At 65.6% G+C, this 22,568-nt stretch carries 22 protein-coding genes, 1 tRNA gene and 1 other RNA gene; 13 read left to right on the forward strand and 11 right to left on the reverse strand.

The annotated features are described in order from the left end of the window. Nucleotides 1-576 precede the first annotated feature (576 nt). From NJ75_RS15535 to NJ75_RS15555, 6 genes are all read left to right on the forward strand, one after another. The gene (locus NJ75_RS15535; protein ID WP_039336107.1) at nucleotides 577-987 is read left to right on the forward strand and encodes a M67 family metallopeptidase; all 411 of its coding nucleotides are present in this window, start codon (nucleotides 577-579) and stop codon (nucleotides 985-987) included. Between the two features lie 79 nt (nucleotides 988-1,066). After that, entirely contained in the window at nucleotides 1,067-1,714 is a 648-nt protein-coding gene (locus NJ75_RS15540) for a histidine phosphotransferase family protein (protein ID WP_039336109.1), read from the forward strand. A gap of 6 nt (nucleotides 1,715-1,720) precedes the next feature. Next, on the forward strand, nucleotides 1,721-2,425 hold the full coding sequence (locus NJ75_RS15545; RefSeq protein ID WP_039336291.1) for an N-acetylmuramoyl-L-alanine amidase: 705 nt from the start codon (nucleotides 1,721-1,723) through the stop codon (nucleotides 2,423-2,425). 7 nt (nucleotides 2,426-2,432) lie between these two features. Continuing rightward, an RNA gene (gene rnpB, locus NJ75_RS23420) (RNase P RNA component class A) lies at nucleotides 2,433-2,843 on the forward strand. A gap of 42 nt (nucleotides 2,844-2,885) precedes the next feature. Beyond that, nucleotides 2,886-3,845, forward strand: coding sequence for a cation diffusion facilitator family transporter (locus tag NJ75_RS15550; RefSeq protein ID WP_039336112.1), 960 nt, complete (start codon nucleotides 2,886-2,888; stop codon nucleotides 3,843-3,845). A gap of 351 nt (nucleotides 3,846-4,196) precedes the next feature. Beyond that, nucleotides 4,197-4,772 carry a fasciclin domain-containing protein gene (locus NJ75_RS15555; RefSeq protein WP_039336114.1) on the forward strand — a complete coding sequence of 192 codons (576 nt, stop codon included), beginning with the start codon at nucleotides 4,197-4,199 and terminating at the stop codon, nucleotides 4,770-4,772. Between the two features lie 97 nt (nucleotides 4,773-4,869). On the opposite strand, the gene clpX is transcribed toward NJ75_RS15555, so the two are convergent. Further along, nucleotides 4,870-6,126: an ATP-dependent Clp protease ATP-binding subunit ClpX gene (gene clpX, locus NJ75_RS15560; protein WP_039336115.1), complete on the reverse strand. Its 1,257-nt coding sequence runs from the start codon at nucleotides 6,124-6,126 to the stop codon at nucleotides 4,870-4,872. Between the two features lie 150 nt (nucleotides 6,127-6,276). Continuing rightward, nucleotides 6,277-6,969: an ATP-dependent Clp endopeptidase proteolytic subunit ClpP gene (clpP, locus tag NJ75_RS15565; protein ID WP_039336292.1), complete on the reverse strand. Its 693-nt coding sequence runs from the start codon at nucleotides 6,967-6,969 to the stop codon at nucleotides 6,277-6,279. A gap of 199 nt (nucleotides 6,970-7,168) precedes the next feature. Between clpP and NJ75_RS15570 the strand changes: the two genes are divergently transcribed. Further along, entirely contained in the window at nucleotides 7,169-8,632 is a 1,464-nt protein-coding gene (locus NJ75_RS15570; protein ID WP_039336116.1) for an amidase, read from the forward strand. Between the two features lie 5 nt (nucleotides 8,633-8,637). Here the strand turns inward: NJ75_RS15570 and NJ75_RS15575 are convergent, their stop codons facing one another. Then, entirely contained in the window at nucleotides 8,638-9,354 is a 717-nt protein-coding gene (locus tag NJ75_RS15575) for a thermonuclease family protein (protein ID WP_039336117.1), read from the reverse strand. Nucleotides 9,355-9,400: 46 nt separating this feature from the next. Next, nucleotides 9,401-9,754, reverse strand: coding sequence for a hypothetical protein (locus NJ75_RS24410; RefSeq protein WP_156135832.1), 354 nt, complete (start codon nucleotides 9,752-9,754; stop codon nucleotides 9,401-9,403). Here NJ75_RS24410 and NJ75_RS24415 point away from each other — a divergent pair. Continuing rightward, on the forward strand, nucleotides 9,753-9,995 hold the full coding sequence (locus tag NJ75_RS24415; RefSeq protein ID WP_156135833.1) for a hypothetical protein: 243 nt from the start codon (nucleotides 9,753-9,755) through the stop codon (nucleotides 9,993-9,995). The two genes, NJ75_RS24410 and NJ75_RS24415, sit on opposite strands and share 2 nt — an antisense overlap. A 383-nt stretch (nucleotides 9,996-10,378) precedes the next feature. Here the strand turns inward: NJ75_RS24415 and tig are convergent, their stop codons facing one another. Beyond that, the gene (gene tig, locus NJ75_RS15585; RefSeq protein ID WP_039336121.1) at nucleotides 10,379-11,947 is read right to left on the reverse strand and encodes a trigger factor; all 1,569 of its coding nucleotides are present in this window, start codon (nucleotides 11,945-11,947) and stop codon (nucleotides 10,379-10,381) included. A 69-nt stretch (nucleotides 11,948-12,016) separates the two neighbouring features. After that, a tRNA-Leu gene (locus NJ75_RS15590) sits at nucleotides 12,017-12,101 on the reverse strand. 132 nt (nucleotides 12,102-12,233) lie between these two features. Between NJ75_RS15590 and NJ75_RS23825 the strand changes: the two genes are divergently transcribed. Next, nucleotides 12,234-12,416, forward strand: coding sequence for a hypothetical protein (locus NJ75_RS23825; RefSeq protein WP_082013422.1), 183 nt, complete (start codon nucleotides 12,234-12,236; stop codon nucleotides 12,414-12,416). 9 nt (nucleotides 12,417-12,425) lie between these two features. Here NJ75_RS23825 and NJ75_RS24420 read toward each other — a convergent pair whose 3' ends face one another. Both NJ75_RS24420 and sppA read right to left on the reverse strand, forming a co-directional pair. Continuing rightward, nucleotides 12,426-12,713, reverse strand: a complete 288-nt coding sequence (locus NJ75_RS24420) for a hypothetical protein (RefSeq protein WP_156135834.1) — start codon at nucleotides 12,711-12,713, stop codon at nucleotides 12,426-12,428. Nucleotides 12,714-12,731: 18 nt separating this feature from the next. Beyond that, complete coding sequence (gene sppA / locus NJ75_RS15595; protein ID WP_039336123.1) at nucleotides 12,732-14,615, reverse strand: signal peptide peptidase SppA; 1,884 nt, start codon at nucleotides 14,613-14,615, stop codon at nucleotides 12,732-12,734. 87 nt (nucleotides 14,616-14,702) lie between these two features. Here sppA and NJ75_RS15600 point away from each other — a divergent pair, with 87 nt between their 5' ends. Beyond that, the gene (locus NJ75_RS15600; RefSeq protein ID WP_039336125.1) at nucleotides 14,703-15,728 is read left to right on the forward strand and encodes an aspartate carbamoyltransferase catalytic subunit; all 1,026 of its coding nucleotides are present in this window, start codon (nucleotides 14,703-14,705) and stop codon (nucleotides 15,726-15,728) included. Next, nucleotides 15,725-16,954: a dihydroorotase gene (locus NJ75_RS15605; RefSeq protein WP_039336127.1), complete on the forward strand. Its 1,230-nt coding sequence runs from the start codon at nucleotides 15,725-15,727 to the stop codon at nucleotides 16,952-16,954. Before NJ75_RS15600 ends, NJ75_RS15605 begins: the two co-directional genes overlap by 4 nt. A gap of 257 nt (nucleotides 16,955-17,211) precedes the next feature. Here NJ75_RS15605 and NJ75_RS15610 read toward each other — a convergent pair whose 3' ends face one another. From NJ75_RS15610 to NJ75_RS15620, 3 genes are read right to left on the reverse strand one after another with little or no spacing between them, the layout of a single operon-like run. Continuing rightward, nucleotides 17,212-18,513, reverse strand: coding sequence for an SPOR domain-containing protein (locus NJ75_RS15610; RefSeq protein ID WP_052242564.1), 1,302 nt, complete (start codon nucleotides 18,511-18,513; stop codon nucleotides 17,212-17,214). Nucleotides 18,514-18,533: 20 nt separating this feature from the next. Next, on the reverse strand, nucleotides 18,534-19,058 hold the full coding sequence (locus tag NJ75_RS15615) for a hypothetical protein (RefSeq protein WP_039336296.1): 525 nt from the start codon (nucleotides 19,056-19,058) through the stop codon (nucleotides 18,534-18,536). Nucleotides 19,059-19,071: 13 nt separating this feature from the next. After that, entirely contained in the window at nucleotides 19,072-19,797 is a 726-nt protein-coding gene (locus NJ75_RS15620; protein WP_039336128.1) for a ParA family protein, read from the reverse strand. 335 nt (nucleotides 19,798-20,132) lie between these two features. Between NJ75_RS15620 and NJ75_RS15625 the strand changes: the two genes are divergently transcribed. Both NJ75_RS15625 and NJ75_RS15630 read left to right on the forward strand, forming a co-directional pair. Beyond that, complete coding sequence (locus NJ75_RS15625) at nucleotides 20,133-21,266, forward strand: SPOR domain-containing protein (protein ID WP_039336130.1); 1,134 nt, start codon at nucleotides 20,133-20,135, stop codon at nucleotides 21,264-21,266. Between the two features lie 4 nt (nucleotides 21,267-21,270). Continuing rightward, nucleotides 21,271-22,497: a DUF418 domain-containing protein gene (locus tag NJ75_RS15630; RefSeq protein ID WP_052242565.1), complete on the forward strand. Its 1,227-nt coding sequence runs from the start codon at nucleotides 21,271-21,273 to the stop codon at nucleotides 22,495-22,497. Nucleotides 22,498-22,568 lie beyond the last annotated feature (71 nt).

A 22,568-nucleotide genomic window follows, 5' to 3' on the forward strand; every position in this document is an offset into this window, starting at 1 on the left:
GCGGGTTCAACGAGGGGCGTAAAGCCCAAGACCCACCGGGCAAACCCTGCCGTTACCCAAGGACAGACAGGACAACCCAGGGCTGATAGCACGGCGCCGAACCCTGAGCGACGCTGCGGATGCGGAACCCGCCATGATTGTGCGACTGTGTCAGCACAAACGACAGGTTCTTTTCACGCAGCCGCTTGCCAGAAGCCAAGGCAGCAAGCGAGCCGCTGCCAAGGCTTCGTCCTTTCACAAATGTCCGACCATCAGGCTGAGCCGATCAGGGGTCCGGCACCGCCCCCCGGCCACTCGCACCCGGTCCCGCGCCCCATCCTTTGCGTGCCAAACGGCACCGCACCGGTCGCGCGATCTGCACCTCCCACAGGCGTTACCGTCCGCATTCGCCAGCGGATGCCTACTCATGACACCCCCGCTTCCCCGCGCAGGCGGGGACCTCGGTGTCCTCACGGAACCTCAGCGCGAGTCGCCCGAGCCTCCCCGCCTGCGCGACGAGCCGAAGGACGGGAGAGCGGGGGTGGCAAATCAGGCGCCCCCCTTGCAACCACCGCCTCTCCCCGCCACAGCAACGCCATGCCGTTTGAGATAGCCAGCAGCGCAATTGCGACGATGACGGTTGCGGCCCGCGATGCCTGCCCCGACGAGGCGTGCGGCCTACTGCTTGGCTGTGGCACCCGCGTGGAAACCGCCGTTCGCACCGCCAATGTCGCGGCCGACCCGGCGCGCCATTTCGAGATCGATCCCGCCGCCCTCATCGCCGCGCACAAGGCGGCGCGGGCTGGCGGGCCGGACGTTCTCGGCTATTTTCACACGCATCCCAACGGCCTTGCCTGCCCGTCATCCACCGACGCAGCCAGCGCCGCGCACGATGGCAAGGTCTGGGCGATTGCCGCGCCGGTCCGCGACGGATCGTGGGCAATTACGTGTTGGCACGATGGCCCGAACGGGTTCGAAGCGCTTTCCTATGCGGTCATCGCTGGCTAAGGCTGTAAGGCATCAACCCGTTTGCTCGCACAGAGCCCCTTGCGCAGACCACTGATCCAAAAAGGCCTTCCATCAGAACATGACAGCACCTGCTTCCGCGCTCGATCTCGCCAGCCTGCTCTGCTCGCGCCTTTGCCATGACATGCTCAGCCCGGTAGGCGCGCTTTCAAACGGTCTCGAACTCCTCGTCGAGGAGAAGGACCCCGAAATGCGCCAGCGCTGCTTCGAACTGCTCGAACAGAGCGCGAAGGCATCGGCAGACAAGCTCAAGTTCTTCCGTCTCGCCTTCGGTGCGGCAGGCGGCTTCGGCGATTCCGTGCCGGTGAACGAGGCGCGCGCCCTGATCGATGCGCTGGCCGGCAGCAACGGGCGTGTCGCGGTGAACTGGATGTTCGGCGTCGATGCCTTGGCCAAGCCCGCGGTGAAGACCCTGCTCAATCTCGCCCTGATCGGGCTCGACGCGCTGGTCCGCGGCGGCACGCTCGATATCGGTGCAGAAGTGAACGGCGGCGCGATCGAGATCGTCGTGCGCGCCGCCGGGCAGCGCGTGGCGTTTGATCCGGCGGTCGGTCAGGCGCTTGAAGGCACGTTGGCTGCAAGCGAACTGTCCAGCAAGACGGCGCCCGCCGCGATGGTCCAGCAGCTTGCCGCCTCCGTCGGCGGCGGGGTGCAGGTCCACGTCACGGCGGAAAGCCTGGTCATGGGCGCAGTGCTCCCGGCAGCCTGATCCATGATGCGCCGCTGGCTCGTCCATCGCGAGGTGCCATCGCCGAACTGGAACGAGCGCAAGCTGCCGGTCACCATGGTGGTTCTGCACTATACCGGCATGGAGACCGCACAGGCGGCGCTTGATCGGCTCTGCGATCCGGCAGCGGAAGTCTCGGCGCACTACATGATCGACGAGGACGGCACCGTCACCGGCCTGGTGGACGAGGACAAGCGCGCCTGGCACGCCGGGCGGTCCTCCTGGCGCGGGATCACCGATATAAACTCGGCGAGCGTCGGGATCGAACTGGTAAATCCCGGCCACGAATTCGGCTACCGCCCGTTCCCCGACGCCCAGATCGAGGCGCTGCTGCCGCTGCTCGCCGATATCGTCAAGCGGCACAACGTGCCCCGCGCCAACGTCGTCGGCCATTCCGACGTCGCCCCGGCGCGCAAGGAAGATCCGGGCGAGTTGTTCCCGTGGGAATTGCTCGCACGGCACCGACTCTGCCTGCCCACACCCAAGCTCTCGATGCGGCTGCTCTACGACAACGAGGCTGCGTTCTTCCTCGCCCTCGAACGCTTCGGCTATGACATTTCCGATCAGGAAGCCGCAGTGCGCGCCTTCCAGCGGCGCTGGCGGCCACACCGGATCGATGGGCAGGTCGATGGCCAGATCGGCGCATTGCTGTTCGAACTCCTGTTGGAACGCGATCTCGGTCATGCTAGGTGACCGCTCGCCAGGGGGCCGGGCAGCCGCGTGATCGCAAGATCCCGAGGAAAGTCCGGGCTCCACGAAACAAGGGTGGCGGGTAACGCCCGCCGGGCCTGACACCGCAAGGTGGAAGGTCAAGGGAAAGTGCCACAGAGAGCAGACCGCTAGTCCGCAAGGACGAGTAAGGGTGAAAGGGTGCGGCAAGAGCGCACCGCGCGACCGGCAACGGAAGCGGCACGGCAAACCCCACCCGGAGCAAGATCGAATAGGGACTGCGCGCTCTTCCGAGCAGGCTTGTTTCGGGCCAGCAGTCCGGGTTGATTGCTTGAGCGTTCCGGCAACGGTCCGCCTAGAGGAATGGCTGCCAGCGGCGATACGGTCCACTTGTGGGATACCGTCGGCGCTACAGAACCCGGCTTACAGGCCCCCTGGCGCTTCGATGGTTTCCTACAACGCTGCAAGTTGTTAGGACGGGTCCATGTCCGGCGGCCATCATCACCATCACGATCATCATGGGCATGGGCACGGGCATGACCACCATGGCCATGGCCATTCCCACGCTCCCGCCAGCTTCGGCCGGGCCTTTGCCGTCGGCATCACGCTGAACCTCGGCTTTGTCGTGGTCGAGGCGGTCTACGGTGTGATTGCCGGTTCGATGGCGCTGGTGGCAGATGCCGGACACAACCTGTCCGACGTGCTCGGCCTCGTCATCGCCTGGACCGCCAGCGTGCTGGCAGCGCGGCCGCCCTCGGCCCGCTTCACCTATGGCTTCAAGTCCAGCTCGATCCTGGCCGCCCTCGGCAATGCCGCGTTCCTGCTGGTCGCGCTGGGCGCCATCCTGGTCGAGACGATCCGCCGGCTGATAGAGCCCGAGCCGGTTGCGGGTGGTCCGGTCATGGCGGTAGCCGCCGTCGGCATCGTGATCAACACCGTCACGGCGCTGATGTTCATGCGGGGGCGCAAGCACGATATCAACATCCGCGGCGCCTACCTGCACATGGCTGCAGACGCTGCGGTTTCGGCCGGCGTCGTTGTCGCAGGCCTGCTGATCACGCTGACAGGTGCGCAATGGATCGATCCGGTCACCAGCCTTGTCATTGTCGGCATCATCGCCGCAGGCACATGGGGGCTGCTCAAGGATTCGCTGCGCATGGGCCTGCACGCCGTTCCGCCCGGAATCGACGAGCAGAAAGTGCGGCACTTCCTCAACTCGCTGAGCGGGGTCGAGGCGGTGCACGATCTGCACATCTGGCCGATGAGCACGACCGAGACCGCGCTGACCGCGCACCTCGTGATGCCGGGCGGCCATCCGGGTGACAGCTTCCTCCACCAGCTCGCGCATGAACTGGACCATGATTTCGGCATTGGCCACGCAACCGTCCAGGTCGAGACGATCGATGGCCACGAATGCGCGCTGTTGCACGATAACGTGGTGTAAACAGCCCCATCGTGCATCCCTCAATGTCCCAAGAGACAGGTCGCAGGGCACGGCACAGAGGGCCATATCGGCATCAGGAGACGTTCCGATCGGGGCAGACTTACCCCTCCGCCCCGGTTCCTCCCTTGATCCCCGGCTACTCGTTCCCTTCGGCCGGGGGTACCAATTCTTCAGGCGCGCTGCCCCACGCAGCGCGCCTATTTTTTGCCAATTACACTTCGTAATCAAGCACATGCACCATGGGCCATGTGGAATCGCCCCGGGCAGCTACCACCTCTGGTCGCGGAGGGGCGGGCCGGCAGCCTCAGATCTTGCGCCGGATACAGCCACGTTTCGACCAAGGAGTTACCGATGAGCTCGAAGTTCCTGATCGCGGCCCTCGCCGCTACTGCCGCCACTGCAGCACCCGCGTTCGTCACGCCTGCCTTCGCCAACCACCATGAAGAGACCAAGATGATCGGCGGCGCAGCGATGTATCCCTCGAAGACCATCGTCGAGAACGCGGTGAACTCCGCCGATCACACCACGCTGGTCGCCGCGGTCAAGGCCGCCGGCCTCGTCGATACGCTGAATGGCACCGGTCCGTTCACCGTCTTCGCTCCCACCAACGCTGCCTTCGCCAAGCTGCCTGCGGGCACTGTCGACACCCTGCTCAAGCCCGAGAACAAGGCCACGCTTACCAAGGTCCTGACATACCACGTGGTACCGGGCAAGGTGACGGCGGCGCAGCTCGTCGCCAAGATCAAGGCCGATGGCGGCAAGACCGAACTCACCACCGTCGCGGGCGGCAAGCTCACCGCCTCGCTGATGGGCGATACCGTCATGCTCACCGACGAAAAGGGCGGCATGGCCCACGTGACGCAAGCCGATGTGATGCAGAAGAACGGCGTGATCCATGTGACCGACGCGGTCTCGCTGCCGAACTGATCTTGCTTGCCCCTTCCAAACAGGGGGGCAGTGGCCAACAAAAAGGGCGGGTGCCTCTCGGTACCCGCCCTCTTTCATGTTCAGTCGAAGCCAGAAATCAGGCCGCTTCTTCCTTGCCCTTGTGGACGCGGATCGGTTCCTTGCGGCCTTCGACGACGTCCTTGTCGACCACGACCTCGTTGATGTCGGTCTCGGTCGGCACGTCGAACATGGTGTCGAGCAGCAGGCCTTCGACGATCGAGCGAAGCCCGCGCGCGCCGGTCTTGCGTTCGATGGCCTTCTTGGCGATCGCTTCCAGGGCGTCGTCGGTGAAGGTCAGCGTGACGTCTTCCAGCTCGAACAGCTTGGCGTACTGCTTGATCAGCGCGTTCTTCGGCTCCTTGAGGATCTTGACCAGCGCCTCGATGTCGAGGTCGTTCAGGGTCGCGATCACCGGCAGGCGGCCGACGAATTCGGGGATCAGGCCGAACTTGAGGAGATCCTCAGGTTCCGACTTCTGGAGCAGTTCGCCCACGCGGCGCTTTTCGGGATCGGCAACGTGCGCGCCGAAGCCAATCGAGCGCTTCTGCAGGCGGTCGGCAATGATCTTGTCGAGGCCCGCAAAGGCGCCGCCGCAGATGAACAGGATGTTCGTGGTGTCGACCTGCAGGAACTCCTGCTGCGGATGCTTGCGCCCGCCCTGCGGGGGAACCGAGGCGGTGGTGCCTTCCATCAGCTTGAGCAGCGCCTGCTGCACGCCTTCGCCCGAAACGTCGCGCGTGATCGATGGATTCTCGGCCTTGCGGCTGATCTTGTCGATCTCGTCGATGTAGACGATACCGTGCTGCGCCTTCTCGACGTTGTAGTCGGACGCCTGCAGCAGCTTGAGGATGATGTTCTCCACGTCCTCGCCCACGTAACCGGCTTCGGTCAGCGTGGTGGCATCGGCCATGGTGAAGGGCACGTCGAAGGTCTTGGCAAGCGTCTGTGCCAGCAGCGTCTTGCCCGAACCGGTCGGGCCGACGAGCAGGATGTTCGACTTCGACAGTTCGACATCGCCGCCCTTGCCGCTGTGCTTGAGGCGCTTGTAGTGGTTGTGGACCGCCACCGAGAGCACGCGCTTGGCGCGGTCCTGGCCGATCACGTAGTCGTTCAGAGTCTCGAAGATGTCGCGCGGGGTTGGTACGCCGCCATCCTTCTTGCCGGCGATGCCGGCCTTGGTCTCTTCACGGATGATGTCGTTGCACAGTTCGACGCATTCATCGCAGATGAACACGGTCGGCCCGGCGATGAGCTTGCGCACTTCGTGCTGCGATTTGCCGCAGAAGCTGCAGTAGAGGGTGCTCTTGGTATCCGATCCGGAAAGCTTGGTCATTCGTCCATCCCAGGCGCCTCTCCACGAGAGGCGGGCCCGATCATCCTACTACCGCAAGGGCATTAATCAACCGGACTCGATTACAGTAACGTGATCCTAAGGGGCAAAGCCTTTCGCTGGGCTTAAGGCCTTGACCCTCAGGGTTATTCCTTATGCGGGTGCGCCGCCCGAACCTTCTTCGCCGCCGACCGAATCGGTCACCGGACGCGATTCGAACACCTTGTCGACGAGCCCGAAGTTCTTCGCTTCCTCGGCTTCGAGGAAGGTGTCGCGGTCCATCGCCTTCTCGATCTCGTCGAGCGAGCGGCCGGTGAACTTGACGTAAAGGTCGTTCATGCGCTTGCGGATGCGCAGGATCTCGCGCGCCTGGATCTCGATGTCCGAGGCCATGCCGCGTGCGCCGCCCGAAGGCTGGTGGACCATGATGCGCGCGTTGGGCAGCGCAATGCGCATGCCCGGCTCACCGGCAGCAAGCAGGAACGAGCCCATCGACGCAGCCTGGCCGATGCACACGGTCGACACGCGGGGGCGGATGTATTGCATGGTGTCGTAGATCGCGAGACCTGCCGTCACCACGCCGCCCGGCGAGTTGATGTACATCGAGATGTCCTTCGACGGATTTTCCGATTCGAGGAACAGGAGCTGGGCGATGATCACCGAGGCCATGTGGTCCTCGACTTCGCCGGTCACGAAGATGATGCGTTCGCGCAGCAGGCGCGAATAGATGTCGAAGCTGCGTTCGCCGCGGCTCGATTGTTCGACCACGACCGGGATCAGCGCGCCGGTGACGGGATCGGTGGTGAATTTGCCTTGCGCACTCGATGCGCCGAACAGGTCGAGCATGGAAATCCTCATATGGTTAGGCTTCGCTATGTCGCGTGCCACGACGCGATGTTCAAGGGCGTTAACCCCGAATCCGGGGATTTGCGGGTCGAAAGCCGGTTTGGTGACACGCCCGAAGGTGCTGCCGCCATCAAGGCGCTTGCAAGTGCGGCGGGCCGTGCGCAGCATCCGGCGGAGATTCTGGCGTGGGGTCGGCTTGATGAGAATGCTGTTTCTTTGCTCTGCCATGGCCGCTGCTGCACTACCTTCATGCGGCGCGGCGCAGAGTGTGTCCGATTACTTGGCACGGATCGCGGCGGTCGACGACTCCGGACCGAAGCTCAACGCGGTGTTGGCGATCAACCCCGATGCGGCGAAGGAGGAGGCTGCCGCCAGGAAGGTCAAGGGACCGCTTGCGGGCAAGGCAGTGCTGATCAAGGACAATATCGAGGTTGCAGGCCCAATGGCCACGACCGCCGGAAGCCTGGCCCTGAAAGACAACGTCACCGGCCGCGACGCTCCGCTTGTCGCAAGGCTGCGCAAGGCGGGAGTGGTGATCCTGGGCAAGACCAACCTTTCGGAATGGGCCAACATCCGCTCGTCCTCCTCGTCCAGCGGCTGGAGCGCGATCGGAGGACAGACGAAGAACCCCCACGCGATCGACCGGACGGCGTGCGGATCGTCATCAGGCAGCGGCTCGGCTGTTGCCGCGGGTCTTGCCTGGGCAGCCATCGGCACCGAGACCGACGGGTCGATCACCTGCCCGGCCTCGGTCAATGGCATCGTCGGCTTCAAGCCTACCGTCGGTATGGTCAGCCGCACCCATGTGGTCCCGATCAGCCACAGTCAGGACACCGCGGGACCGATGACCCGCAGCGTAGCCGATGCCGCGCTGCTGATGAACGCGCTCGCCGGGACCGACCCCGCCGATAGCGCCACCGCCGAGGCCGACAAGCGCAAGGCAGACTTCACCGCAGGCCTCGCCACCGCCAACCTGAAAGGCGTCCGCATCGGCGTGCTGCGCAAGCAGGCGGGCAACCACCCTGCCCTGCTTGCCCTGTTCGACAAGGCGCTGGCCGACCTGAAGGCGGCGGGCGCAGAGCTGGTCGAGATCGCGTTCGAACCCTCGCCCGAGATGGGCCGCGACGAGTTCACCGTGCTGCTCTACGAATTGCGCGAGGACATGGGCGCCTACCTGCGCTCCCTGCCCGCCAAGCAGGGGCCGAAGTCGCTTGCCGACCTGATCGCCTTCAACAAGGCGCATCCAGAGGAACTGCGCTGGTTCGGGCAGGACGTTTTCGAGCAGGCCGAAGCGACGACCGACCAGATCGGCTATACCGCCGCACGCGCCAATTCGCTCAAGCTCGCCGGGGCCGAAGGCATCGACAGGCTGCTGCGCGAGAACAAGGTGACCTTCCTTGTCGCGCCGACAGAGGGCCCGGCCTGGCCGATCGACCTGGTGCTGGGCGATCACTTCGTTGGCGTGGGCGCCGGCAATCTCTCGGCCATTGCGGGATATCCGCATCTGTCCGTGCCGATGGGCGCGGTAGAGGGCCTGCCCATCGGCCTTTCGATCATGGGCGCGAAGTGGGACGACAAGCGCGTATTGGAAGCGGGCGCTGCCTACGAACGCGCCCGGACCGCCGCAGTGCCTGTCCCCTCGTTCAAGCGCTGGGGGGAGTAAGGTCCCTAGCCGCCGCGGGACCGGCGGAAGCCTGCGGCCTGGGCCTCTTCCTCGGTGCAGAAGAGCCGCTCGGGCCGGGTCCCGTCATAGTACTTCATGCCGGGCAGGTAATAGATGTACTCGCCATTGCGCTGGCTGACATTGCCCTTGATCGCGCAGCCGAAGGCGTTGCGATAGACCTGGGCCCCGCCAGTCCGCGTCGATCGCGCAACCCCTTGCGCCCTCTGGCTGGCGCTGGCCGCAATACCGGCCTGAGGATGGGCCTTCCTCCAGTCTGATGGCGGATCGAATGTGCCCGCCCAGATGCCGGCCTTCGCGGTCTTCACGGCCTGCTCCACTTCCAGATAGGGCGCGTCGCCGGGGCTGTTTTCAATGGCAACGGCAAACCCGGCGGCGACCATGGCTTCGGACAGGTCCCGTTCGTCAATCATGCACTGGCCAACCGCGAGGCCTTGCGCGTTCTGCGCCCGGACGCTGCATTTCACCTCACCCGTCTGCAACAGCAGGCCAAGATGACGCTTCGCATCTGCGCCGCAGTCCCAGTTTGTGCCGCCGCGCGCGCATTTCTGGCCGAGTTCGGGCGCGTCGATGCCGAACAGGCGGATACGCTGGCCGGTCATGTCGATCGTGTCGCCATCGAGTGCCGTGGCATTGCCGCTGATGATCTGCGCGGCAGCGGGTAGCGGGGTCGTGGCGAGCAGCAGGGCTATGAAGGCGCGCAAAGGGAATCTCCTGACCGGGGCAGGCCATTCCTTCGCGCAAGCAGGGTTAGGATTTGGTTTGCGCCTGAAATTGCGCCTGAATTTGCGTCTGCGACTGCAGGGCTTCGAGGGCTTCGAATTGCGATTGCAGCGCGCGCTGGCGGGCATTGGCGCGAGCGAGGCTGCTGCGTTTCTGCGCGGTGTCCCTGCGCATCCTGCGCCAGACCGCCAGGCTGTGGAACCACTGCGAGATGACTTCCAGAAGGCCGCTGCCGCGCGGACGCATGGGGGCGTGCGAGCGCGGCAGCGGGGTGGGTTCGGCCACGGTTGCGGAGGCTGTGGCCGAATGGCGTGCAGGCAGTGCTTCGGGAACTTCGGGCTCCAGCGCGAGCGCGCGGTCGAGCAGGTCGATCGTGGTCATGGCAGCCGGAGCCTCCGTGGACGGCAGCGCAGCGATTGCTGCAGCCGAAGCTCGCTTCGCGGAGGCCCTGGTCCGATTTGCGGGCTTCTTGCGGCTGGCCTTGCGGGCGGTGGTGGGGCGGCGCTTTGCGCTCTTCCCCTTGGCGACCTTGCGGGGCTTCTTCGATGAGGGCGTGGCTGGCGCTTCAGGCCACGGGATGCTGGCGATCACCGCGCCGCGCGGTGCTGGCAGGATAAGGTGATCGGGAAAGGCTGGCGGATTTGCCTGGCGCAGCAGGAAGGAAGGCTCTCGCAGCGAGACTGCCGACACTTTGGAGCGAGGCGCTTTCCCCCTGATGGAAGCGCGGGGCGGACGTGGACGCGAGGCAACACGATTGCGAACGGTGTGCATGGCAGTTCCCCCAGACGAGGTTCCTTGCCGATGGATGCTGGCACAATGCGACTCGGGTGCGAACGGGAGATGGATCGGAAACCGAATGGTCTGCACTTTTCCTAACGAAATACGCATTCAAGCGGCGCGCAATTACGTAGCGCATGGCCAGAAACGCCAACGGCCCGGCGTGCTGATGCGCGCCGGGCCGTCCGAAATCCGGCCTTCGCAAGCCGGATCAATCCGAAATGGAGATCAGCCTTCGGCCTTCTTCTTCGGTGCAGCCTTCTTCTTCGGAGCAGGCGCTTCTTCAGCGGCGGCTTCGGCAGCAGGGGCTTCCTCGGCGGCCTTCTTCTTGGGAGCGGCCTTCTTCTTCGGCGCTTCGGCTTCAGCTTCAGCAGGAGCAGCAGCTTCCTCGGCCGGAGCTTCGTCCTTGGCAGCCTTCTTCTTGGCCGGAGCCTTCTTGGCGGCCTTGGCCGGAGCGGCGGCAGCGCCTTCCTCAGCCTCGATCGCGGCCTGCAGCTCTTCCTTGGTCACTTCTCGCTCGGTGACTTCGGCTTTGTCGAACAGGAAGTCGACGACCTTGTCCTCATAGAGCGGCGCGCGCAGCTGGGCGGCGGCAAGCGGTTCCGAACGCACGTAGTCGACGAAGCGCTGGCGGTCCTGTTCGCGGTACTGCTGGGCAGCCTGGCGGATCAGCATTTCCATTTCTTGGGCAGAAACGGTCACGCCGTTGGCCTGGCCGATTTCCGACAGGAGCAGGCCGAGGCGCACGCGGCGTTCGGCGATCTTGCGGTAATCGTCCTTCTCGGCCTCGATTTCCTTCAGGGCCTCTTCAGGGTTCTCTTCGTTCTGGGCTTCCTGCTGAAGCTGGGCCCAGATCTGCTCGAACTCGGCATCGACCATCGAAGGCGGCACGGCGAAATCGTGACCGGCGGCAAGCTGATCGAGCAGCGCGCGCTTCATCTGGGTGCGGGTCAGGCCGGCAGTTTCCTGCTCCAGCTGGCCGCGCAGCAGGGTCTTCAATTGCTCGAGGCTTTCGAGGCCCAGCATCTTGGCGAATTCGTCGTTGGCTTCGAACTCACCGGGGTTCTTCACCGCCTTGACCTTGATGTCGAAGGTGGCTTCCTTGCCCTTGAGGTTCTCGGCCGGGTAGTCTTCCGGGAAGGTCACGGTGATGACGGTTTCGTCACCGGCCTTCACGCCGACAAGCTGTTCCTCGAAGCCGGGGATGAAGCGGCCAGCGCCGAGTTCCAGCGGGGTGTCTTCAGCCGCGCCGCCTTCGAAGGCAACGCCATCGACCTTGCCGAGGAAGTCGATGATGATCTGGTCGCCGTCCTTGGCCTTCGCGCCCTTCTTGGCGTCGGTGAAGGACTTCTGGCCAGCGCCGATGCGGGCAACGGCTTCGTCGACTTCGGCTTCGGTGACGGGAACGGTCAGCTTTTCAAGCTTCAGGCCATCGAGCGACGGCGCTTCGATCTGCGGCAGGACTTCCAGCTCGACTGTCAGCTCGGCGTCCTTGCCTTCGTCATAGCCTTCGCCGAGCGAGACGGCAGGTTGCATCGCGGGGCGCAGCTTGTTGTCGGCAACCAGCTTGTCCATCGCTTCGCGGATGGTGGTCTGCAGCGCTTCCTGGTGGAGCGCCGGGCCGTGCATCTTGCGGACGAGGTTGGCGGGCACCTTGCCGGGGCGGAAGCCGGGCATGCGCACCTGCGGCGCGATCTTCTTGACCTCACCTTCGACCCGGGCGGCGATGTCGGCCGCGGGGATGGTGACGGTGTAGGCGCGCTTCAGGCCCTCGTTGGTGGTTTCGACGATCTGCATCCTGATCCAACTTTCATGTATGTCACGCGCTTGCGCGGGAAAAGCTGACTCGGACGCCGGCGCGCGGACTGGTGCGGGCGAAGGGACTCGAACCCCCACATCTTGCGATACTGGAACCTAAATCCAGCGCGTCTACCAGTTCCGCCACGCCCGCATCCGGCGAAAAGCGAGCGGTGCCCCTATCGCAGTGGCCGGAAAAGGGCAAGCGCCTTGGAATTACGGCTCGGAACAGTGTATGAGGGCCTGAGTTGGGGAAGAAAGCGCAAACCTATCAAGGAGCCGCACGATGGCCACGACCCCCGATTCCCCGCAACCAGACCGAATCGAACCCCAGTCCCCGCCCGAAAGCCCACCGGTGATTGAACCGGACGGCGTTCCGCCCGTCATCCAGCCCGATGAGACGCCGGTGGTCGAGCCGGATCAGGTGCAGCCCGGTGCCCCGCAGGAGGTGCCAGCGCCGCCGGATTGATCACGGCCCTCAAAGTGTAGCTGGTTGCGAGATATTGTCGGAACAAAGCGCACCCATGCCCTGCCTGCTTACCAACTTTACGGCCCTGTTGGCGCATCCACGGCAGCTCACTTTGGCGGATGTGATCCCGACAGTCGGATTGAAGCTGTAAGTGGTAGTTATCAAACCAGTATCGCTACGACAGGTAACGTTGAAAGAATTTTCAGCACCGGATCGTTCGCAATCGAAGCGATCTTTCTTCCAGCGCTCCCGGCTGGAAATATCACGAGGGACAATCAGCAGGTCGGTATGAGCCATGGCAAAGCCTCAGGACAACTAGGCTAGCAGTCTCATCAGCGTGCCCCAAAAGCCCGAAGATTGGCTCGCCGCCCCGATCTTGTCTGCGGACGCCCGAGGGATGTCCCCCCCACACTCCAGACAATAAGCCCTAATCCCGCCGCCTTCCATCAGGCGCATCACGTCAGCCTGCATCCGCGCAACCAAGCCCTGCTGTTGCGCCGCCAGCGCGCCCGCGAGGTCATGCGCCCGTGCCTCGGGCGCTTCGCCGGTTTCCATCTGGCGGAGGAGTTGGGCGAAGGGGCTGGGTTCGTCTTCGATGTAGGCAGCGTGGAAGGTTTCTGCCTTGGCCTGTTTGGCGACCCATGCCACCGCATCATCGAGGCCGCCGAACTGGTCGACGAGGCCGAGCTGGCGGGCGGTGCCACCGTCCCAGATGCGACCCTGCGCGATTCTGTCGATGTCGGCCGATGACTTGCCGCGCGCCTTGGCGACGAGGCCGAGGAAGCGGCTGTAGGTCTGTTCGACCTGGCCCTGCAACAGCGCCTCCACCTGCGGGCTGAGGCCACCCAGGAGATCCGGCTGGCCCGAAAGAGGGGTGGTGCGGATCGAATCGGTGGTGACGCCATATTGCGGCAGAGTCTGTTCGAGCGTGGGCAGCACGGCAAAAACGCCGATCGAGCCGGTGATCGTGCTGGGTTCGGCAAAGATGCGCTGGGCGGGCGTGGAGACCCAGTACCCGCCGCTGGCGGCAAGGCTGCCCATCGAGACGGCGACCGGCAGGCCCTTGGCCTTCACCCGCTCCACCGCCGCGCGGATGCGTTCGGACGCCATGACCGAGCCGCCCGGCGAATCGACACGCAGGACGAGGCCCGCATAGTCATCGCTCTGCGCCACGCCGTCGACCAGATCGGCGATGCGATCGCCGCCCGCGGTGCCGGGGCCGGCATCGCCATCGACGATTTCGCCCGCGACGGTGACGACGGCGACGGCCCTGCCCTGCTTCGAGACGGGCTTGTCAGCCAGATAGACCAGGAGTTCGGTGGCCTTGAAGGCGCCAAGCCCGGCGTCTTCGTCTGCGCCGGCAATCTCGGCCACGCGCTTTCCGAAGGCCACGCGGTCACCGATCTTGTCGACAAGGCCGGACTTGAGCGCGGCTTGTGCAGCGTCGTTTCCGTTGTCGCGCACCCACTTGGCCGGGTCGGTGGTGGCGAGGGTCAGGTCTGCCTTGGGGCGGGCCTTCTTCACCTCGTCCTGCCAGTTCTGCCACAGCGTGCCATAGACTGCCTGCATCGCCTCGCGCGCTTCGGGCGACATTTCGGCGCGGATGTAGGGCTCCACCGCGCTCTTGTAGGTGCCGACCTTGAAGACGTGGACGTTGGCTTTCAGCTTGTCGATCAGGCCCTTGTAGAACAGCAGCGTGCCGCCGGGGCCGCTGATGGCAACGCCGCCCATGGGATCGACCCACGCTTCGGACGAATGCGCGGCCAGTTGCATCGCATCGTCGGTGTAGATCAGCGCGCGGACGAGCACGGGCTTCTTTGCCGCGCGCACCTTGTCCATCGCTGCGCCGATCTGGCTGAGGTGGACGGCCGAGCCGCCGCCGAAGGCTTCGAGATCGAGCACGACGGCCTTGATGCGCTTGTCGTCTGCCGCAGCGGCAATGGCGCGCGAGACGTCACGCGCGGTGTATTCCGGTTCGGGCGTCTGGCCTGACAGCAATTGCGTGGGCGAAATCTCGCTCGCTTCTTCCACCACGCGGCCTTCGAGCGGCAGGTAGAGCGCACCTTCGCGGACCATGCCGGGAGCGGGCCGCAGCGTGAGGACGGTGTAAAGGCCTGCGAAGAAAAGCAGCAGGAACAGCAGGACGAGACCGTCCTTGATGGCGACGAGGATCTTCCAGACCGATTTGGCAAAGCTCATGGGGCGCAGACTATTGTGGACGGGCGCGCTTTGCCAGCAGGAAACGGCTTGAGAATGGTGGGCCTGCCCTCTAGGGAACTGGCTTTAATGCAAAGCTCAACCAAATCCCAAGCGGGCCGCTATCCAGCGGGCGGCCTCGCCTACCCGCACCGTGACCTGACCGGCATCGGCCAGCTCGCGCGCCACGAGATTCTCTACCTCCTCGACGAGGCGGAGCAGTGGGTGGAGCTGAACCGGCAGCCGAAGAAGAAGACCGATCTGCTGAACGGTCTGACGATCATCAACGCCTTCTTCGAGAACTCCACCCGCACGCTCCTGAGCTTCGAGATCGCGGGCAAGCGGCTGGGCGCGGACGTGGTCAACATGCACGCCGCCACCAGCAGCGTGAAAAAGGGCGAGACGCTGATCGACACGGCGATGACCCTCAACGCCATGCGCGCCGATGCCATCGTGATCCGCCATGCGAGTTCCGGCGCGGTGCGGCTGATTGCCGAGAAGGTCGATTGCCCGGTGCTCAATGCGGGCGATGGCCAGCACGAGCATCCGACGCAGGCGCTGCTGGATGCGCTGACGATGCGCCACGCGCTGGGGCTGCCGGTGGGGTCAGACCTCAACGGGCTGAAGGTGACGATCTGCGGGGATATCCTGCACAGCCGCGTGGCGCGATCCAACATCCTGAGCCTGACCGCACTGGGCGCGGACGTGCGGGTCTGCGCGCCGCCCGCGCTGATGCCGGCCGAGGTCGAGGCAATGGGTGTGACCCCGTTCCACGATTTCGATGCGGCATTGAAGGGCGCCAACATCGTGATGATGCTGCGCCTGCAGCAGGAGCGCATGAGCGGGCAGTTCATCCCCTCGCCCCGCGAATACCGCCATCTTTACGGGCTTACGCCGGAGCGGCTGGCGAAGGCCGAGCCCGATGCCTTCGTGATGCATCCGGGTCCGATGAACCGCGGGATCGAGATCGATTCGACCGTGGCCGACCACCCAACGCGCAGCCTGATCACGCGGCAGGTGGAAATGGGCGTGGCGATCCGCATGGCCTGTCTGGAAGTGCTGACTCGCCGGACGCGCGGCGTGCCGGGCTGGGAAACGGAAGGAGTTCCGGCATGATCGCGCGGCCTCTGACGATCACCGGCGGAAGGCTGGTGCTGGGCACAGGCGAGCCTGTAGCCGGAGCCGTGCGCTGCGAGGGCGGGCGCATCGTGGCGCTCGGCGATGTGACGCCGCAGGAAGGGGACGAGGTCTTCGACGCTGGTGGAAAGCTGATCGCGCCGGGCCTCGTTGATCTGGGCGTCTTCGCCATCGACAAGCCCGCGTTCCACTTCGGTGGGATTACTCGGGCGGCGCTGATGCCCGACCAGGGGCCGCCGCTCGACCATCCGGCGCGGGTGCGCTTCGCCGCACAGTCTGGCAAGCCGGACATGTGGGTTCACCCGCTGGCCGCGGCAACGCGCGGGCTTGAAGGCAGCGAGCTGGCAGAGCTGGCTCTGATGCGCGATGCCGGGGCCAAGGCGGTGGCGACCGGGCGCGGCTGGATCGCGGATTCGGGCGTGATGCTTCGGTTGCTGCGCTATTGCGCGATGCTGGGGCTGGTGGTCGTCACCCATGCCGAGGACGCAGGCATAACCGGCAGCGCGGTGGCGACGGCGGGCGACGTGGCGACGCGGCTGGGCCTGCCGAGCGCCCCTGCCGAAGCCGAAGCACTGGCCGTGGCGCGCGACATCGCGCTAGCTGAGATTTCCGGCGCGCGCGTCCATTTCCGGCAGGTGACGACCGCGCGGGCGCTCGATCTGGTGCGCGCAGCCAAGGCGCGTGGGGTGAAGGTGACGGCGGGGGTTACGCCGGCGCACTTCATCCTGTCTGACCTCGAACTCGTCGGGTTTCGCACCTTCTGCCGGATGTCCCCGCCGCTGCGGCAGGATGCGGACCGCAAGGCGGTGATCGCGGCGATCGGCGACGGCACGATCGACGTGATCTCATCCGGCCACGATCCGCGCGGGCCGGAGGACAAGCGCCTGCCCTTCGCGGATGCGGAACCGGGCATGGCCGGGGCCGAAACGCTGCTGCCGCTGACGCTCACGCTGGTCCGCGATGGCGTGATCACGATGGCCCGCGCATTCGAACTGCTCTGCGCCAACCCGGCGCGGCTGCTGGGCGTGGAGGCCGGGCGGCTTGAGGTGGGCACGGAAGCGGACATCGCGATTGTCGATCCTGCACGTCCGTGGATCGTCAATTCCGACAAGATGGCAGCGGCTGCCGGGAACACCCCGTTCGATCGCAGGCCCGTGGAAGGCCGCGTGACCGCGCTGTTCAAGGGCGGCGCGCGGATCGACTGATACGGCCAGGGCGCGGAACCTTTCGGTACCGCGCCCCCCGCCCGCTCTCACACGGTAACTTTAGAGCACTTTCCGACCAATCGGGCTCACCGTGACGGAGCCGATTTTGGCCGAGCGCGAGGATCGAGGAGGGAGCCCCTCGGACAGCGTCGCCTTGCTTGGACGGGCAACCAGCCCGCCCTGCACAAGGCTCCTTGCCGAGAAGCTCCCTGCGACAATCACGGTAAGCCCGATTGGTCGGAAAGTGCTCTAGAAACTCAGCGCTTGGCCATGCGGCTTTCGGTCGGGCGCTGCGGGCCGGGCATCGCTGCACCGCTGCCACGCATGACAAGGCACACGCCGCCGCGCGATTTGACCGACCCGCACATGCTGTTGGCGGAAGCCTGTCCGCCAAAGCCGGCAGCCTGCACGCGCCAGAACGCCTTGCCATTGACCGAGACCTTGGTGGTCACGTTCGTGAAGCCCTTCAGTTCGGGATTGCGCGCGGTGTAATGGCGCCAGGCGCGGCGGGCACCCTCCGGCGTCGAGAAGGAGCCGAGCTGGACCAGATGGGTGCCAGCCTTTGCCGGGGCCGCGACGGGCTTTGCAGCCGGCACCTTCTTGCGCGCCGGAACGGCGGCGGGGCGGGCGTAAGGCTGCGACGCAGCCGGTTGCGAAGCAGGCAGGTCAATCAGGGCAAGCTGCGCCTGCTGCGATTGCGACGAGGAATCGGCGAGCGAAGGGGCTGGTGATTCAGGCTCTGTTGCAGGCAGTTCCCTGACCGCGGCTTCGGCCAGTGCCGGAGCGGCGGCAGGTTCCGCGCGGGTGGCGGCTTCTGCGGCCAGCTGTTCGGTCGCCGGGAAGTTTGCCAGCGCCAGCGCCTGCGGCTGGCCAGCGTCCCCCCGCAGCGGCACGCCGAGCAGACCGGCCACGCGATGGCGGGTGCGTTCGGAATAGCCCATGAGCGCCCACTGCTCCATGCGGTCGCCAAGCTCGCTGGCAGGCACGTCCTGCGCGGCCATGGTGCGCGCTTCGCGCCACTGGCCGGCCAGCGCATAGGCAAGCGCGAGGTTCTGCCGAACCTTGGGCGTGTTCTCACCACCGCGCAGGGCCTGGGCAAGCACTTGTGCCCCCTGCTGCGGCTGGCCGGCGAGCGCCAGCGCGAGGCCGTAGTCCGAAGCGGCAATGCTGTCACGGTAGGAATTGAGCGTGTCGATCGCCTCGGCATGGCGGCCAAGGGCAATGTCAGCCAGCGCCAGGCTGAGCGCGGTGCGGCTCGAGTCTTCGCCAAGCTCCATTGAATCGTCATAGGCCTGACGCGCGGATTCAAAGCGCCCGGCCTTGAGGTAGGCATTGCCGAGCAGCACTCGGTATGCGGCGTTGCGCGGATCGGCGAGGACAGCCTTCTCGGCATTGTCGATCGCGGCCGTCGTGGTGCCCTTGGCCAGTGCGGCTTGGGCCGACGATGCGTACTTGTCGGGGTGGGCGCCGCCGCTGGCACAGCCGGTCAGGACGCCGGCGGCCAGCGCGGTGGACATCACCAGGCGGGCGGCGCGGTTGGGTGCGAATGCGGTGATCATGTCCATGGTCCCCTCAGGCGTCAGTTGCGCGTCACGGCGCGGCGGGCGAGGTCTTCAAGCCCGGGAAGTTCGGCCAGAAAGCGGTCGAGCGCCTCGGTCACCAGTTCCTGCGCGCTGCGATCTTCGAGCGTGCAGGCCAGGCGAAGGCGCATGTGGCGGTAGTTATCGAGGCGTAGCGTGAAAGCGGCCTTGCGGCCTTCCTGCAGTGCGGACCGGACCGGCTTGCCGCCCTTCAGGCGATTGCGGACGATCTTTATCGAAGCTGCCGAGGCAAATTCGTTCGACGGCGCAGGCTTCTCGAAGGCGGCGACCTTTTCGGCCAGCGCTTCGATCTGCTGGACGACCACGGGCTGCTCCACCTGAGCCGGAGCGGCGACTTCGGCGATGTCTTCGCCAAGGTCATTCCAGCCGAGATCGTCCTGCGAGAGGAAGCGGCTCTGCTCATCGTAGCTGATGGCCAGTTGCGGGCGCATCGCCGGACGGGCAGCCCCCTTGCGGGCAAGCAGGCTGGGCGAAAGCGAGGCGAGAGGCTTGGCGGCACTCATGGGCGGCGCCTCCTCAGGAACCGACGACGCGGCGGCCGAAGCCACCCATCGGGCGCGGCGCGCCTGCCATCGGGATGGCAGCGGCCTGCTGCGGCACGGCAAAGACGGTGCGGCGGAAGTTCTTTTCGAGTCGCTCGGAAATGTAGGTCCACAATGCAGCCACTTCCGCCGCCGACTTGCCGCCGGGATCGCATTCCATGACGGTGCGGCCATCGATCATCGAGGCAGCAAAATCGGTGCGATGATGCAGCGTCACCGGGGCTACCGTGCCGTGCTGCGAAAGTGCCACGGCGGCTTCCGAGGTGATGCGCGCCTTGGGCGTGGCGGCGTTGACCACGAAGATCAGCGGCTTGCCGGCGCGATCGCACAGGTCAACCGTGGCACCGACGGCGCGCAGGTCGTGCGGACTCGGGCGGGTTGGCACGACGATCAGTTCGGCGACCGAGATCACCGACTGGATGGCCATGGTGATGGCGGGCGGGGTATCGATGACCGCAAGCTTGAAGCCCTGCTGGCGCAGGATCATGAGGTCGGAAGCGAGGCGGGCAACAGTCGTCTGGGCAAAGGCCGGAAATTCGGCCTCGCGCTCGTTCCACCAATCGGAAAGGGAGCCTTGGGGGTCAATGTCGATCAGCACGACGGGCCCTGCTCCAGCGCGCTGGGCCTGGACGGCGAGGTGACCGGACAGCGTAGTCTTGCCCGATCCGCCTTTCTGCGATGCCAATGCCAGTACGCGCAAAGCCAAACCCCCTGATATTCGCACCTCGCAATGATGCAGGCGCACGCCACGTTCTCTTCGCGTCCGGATTCGCAGATCGGGCTGAAATTTCGGTTAACGTCGGTTCCATTCCGCGAATGGCCAATCGGCGACGTGCTACGGCCAGACGTCGGGGCCACTGCACTTTTCAGCCACAATCCGTTGCTAAGACTTCGCTAACGCCTCGTTGACTATACGGCTCGCGCAGCAAGGCCAGGATCGCAACTGGCACTGACCGAACGGGGTGGCTGCGGGTTGCAGGAACGATCGGGACAAGACTTTTTACTGGCATTCCACCGGGACGGACTTTGGCGACCATGAGAGACTTCAAGCGCAATTCCAGTCTGGCGATCACCGCTGCGGCGATGACGCTTGCCGCTGCTCCGGCACAGGCCGATACCAAGACGGGCGTCGAGGCGTGGTCGCGCGGGGAGCATGAAGCGGCGGTGAAGGAATGGCTCGGCCCTGCTGCCAAGGGTGATGCCGATGCGCAGTTCAACATGGGGCAGGCCTACAAGCTGGGCAAAGGGGTGCCGCAGGATCTGAAGCGCGCCGAAGCATGGTATCGCAAGGCCGCCGAGCTGGGCCATATCAAGGCGTCCGACACGCTGGGGCTGTTGCTGTTCCAGGACAACCGCAAGGCCGATGCCATGCCTTTCCTGCAGGCATCGGCCGAACGCGGCGAGCCGCGCGCGATGTACATCCTGGGCATTGCGCACTTCAATGGCGACACGGTGGGCAAGGACTGGGTTCGCGCCTATGCCCTGATGAGCCGGGCCTCGTCGAACGGGCTGGAACAGGCCACGCGGGCGCTGGCCATGATGGACAACATGGTTCCGCTCGAACAGCGCCAGCTTGGCGTATCGCTGGCGGCCGACCTTGAACAGAAGGCTCAAGCCAAGCGCGCGGAGCAGTTTGCGGCGGCCGATCTGGGTGCCAAGGCCATGCCGACCGCGCCGGTCCGTCCGAGCACCCCGACGAGCTCGCTGGAGAAGACAGAGGTGCCGCCATCGATCATTACCGCAGGCGCAGACTTTGCCAATCCGGTGCCAATGCCCGCCCCCAAGCGCGTGGTCGGCAGCAATGCCCCGGCAGCAAAGCCGATCGTGAAGGCACCATCGGCTGCTGCGCAAATGGCGGAACTTCCGGCAGCAAAGCCGGTCGCACCCAAAGCGCCGAAGCCTGCTGCCGCTGCTCCTGTTCCCCCTGCCCCACAGGCCAAAGGCAACTGGCGCATCCAGCTGGGTGCATTCGGCGTGAAGTCCAATGCGGATGGGCTGTGGAGCAAGGTCAAGGCCCGACCCGAACTGGCAGGCCACGGCCGCATCGATCTTCCGTCCGGTTCGGTCACGCGCCTGCTTGCCGGGGGGTTTGCCGGTCAGGCCGAGGCAGACAGGGCTTGCGGCGCGCTCAAGGCTGGTGGCTTCACTTGCCTGGTGGTAAAGCCCTGATGACTTGGACGAAGACCTTCCCCCTACCCGCGCTGCCACTGCCCGCATAGACGCGATCGATTTCCTTCGCGGCGTGGCCGTGCTGGGGATTCTGGCGATCAATGTCACCGGGTTCTGGGGGCCCTCGCTCGCCACCTTCTCCCCGGCGATACCCAGAGCCGAGCCTGCCTCTTACGGCTGGTTCGCGTTTGCCTTCGTGGTGTTCGAGGGCAAGATGCGGGCGCTGTTCAGCATGCTGTTCGGAGCCAGCATGGTGCTGTTCGCCCAAGCTGCGGAGCGCAAGGGCGTGGACCCTGACGTAGCGCAAATCCGGCGGCTGCTGTGGCTCGCGCTGTTCGGCTACCTGCACTTCGCGCTGCTGTGGTGGGGCGACATCCTGTTTCTCTACGCGGTGTGCGGCTTGGCTGCGCTGCTGCTGCGCCGGCTGGAGCCGCGACAGCTGGTACTGATCGCCCTGCCCTTCTACGTGCTGGTTCACGTTATCGAAGCGCTGACCGCCCTGCCCGGCGCGCTGACCGAGCAGGCAGTGCTGGCGGGCACTGCGTCCCAGCCCGACGTTGCCGGACATGCCGCGATGGTGGGGCGCATTGCCGCGTCGGTGGCAAAGGACACCGCTGTGCTGAACGCGGGGTTCCTCCAGGCAATCTGGCTCAAGCTGACCGACAACCCCCTCCAGCCTCTGACCACAACGCTTTCAACCTTCACCGAGACGGTGCCGCTGATGCTGCTGGGCATGGCGATGGTGCGCGGCGGGTTCTTCACGGGCTGGCCACGCCGGCGGCTGGCAATGCTGGCCGGGTCGGGCATTGTCATCGGTGGGGTCCCGACCGTTATTGCGGTGCGGTGGCTGGAAGGGCACGGCTGGCCGCCGCAGGCAATGTTTCTGGCGATCGAGGACGGCATGGCCCTGCCGCACCTGCTGATGGCACTGGGCTATGCCGCCTTGCTGGTTCTGATCTTCCCAACCGTGCGGCAGTGGCAGATCGGCAAGGCGCTGGCCGCCGCGGGGCGCTGTGCGTTCAGCAACTATCTCGGGACGACCGTGCTGATGACGGCGATCTTCTCGGGGTACGGCCTTGGCCTTGGGCCGGAGATGCCGCGCGCCTGGCTCCCGGCGTTCGTGCTGCTGGGCTGGGTGGCGATGCTGGCCTGGCCACAGTGGTGGCTGCGGCGCTTCGGGCAAGGTCCGCTGGAGCGGGCGTGGCGCCGACTGGCGCTTGGGGCGCGTTAACCAAGCTTGGTAATCTGCCAAATCCCCGCCGTCCCGCAGCGGGACGCGGGCGGATCGGGACTGGCACCCCC

Origin of the sequence: Novosphingobium subterraneum (genome assembly GCF_000807925.1) — a bacterium.
GTDB lineage: Bacteria > Pseudomonadota > Alphaproteobacteria > Sphingomonadales > Sphingomonadaceae > Novosphingobium > Novosphingobium subterraneum.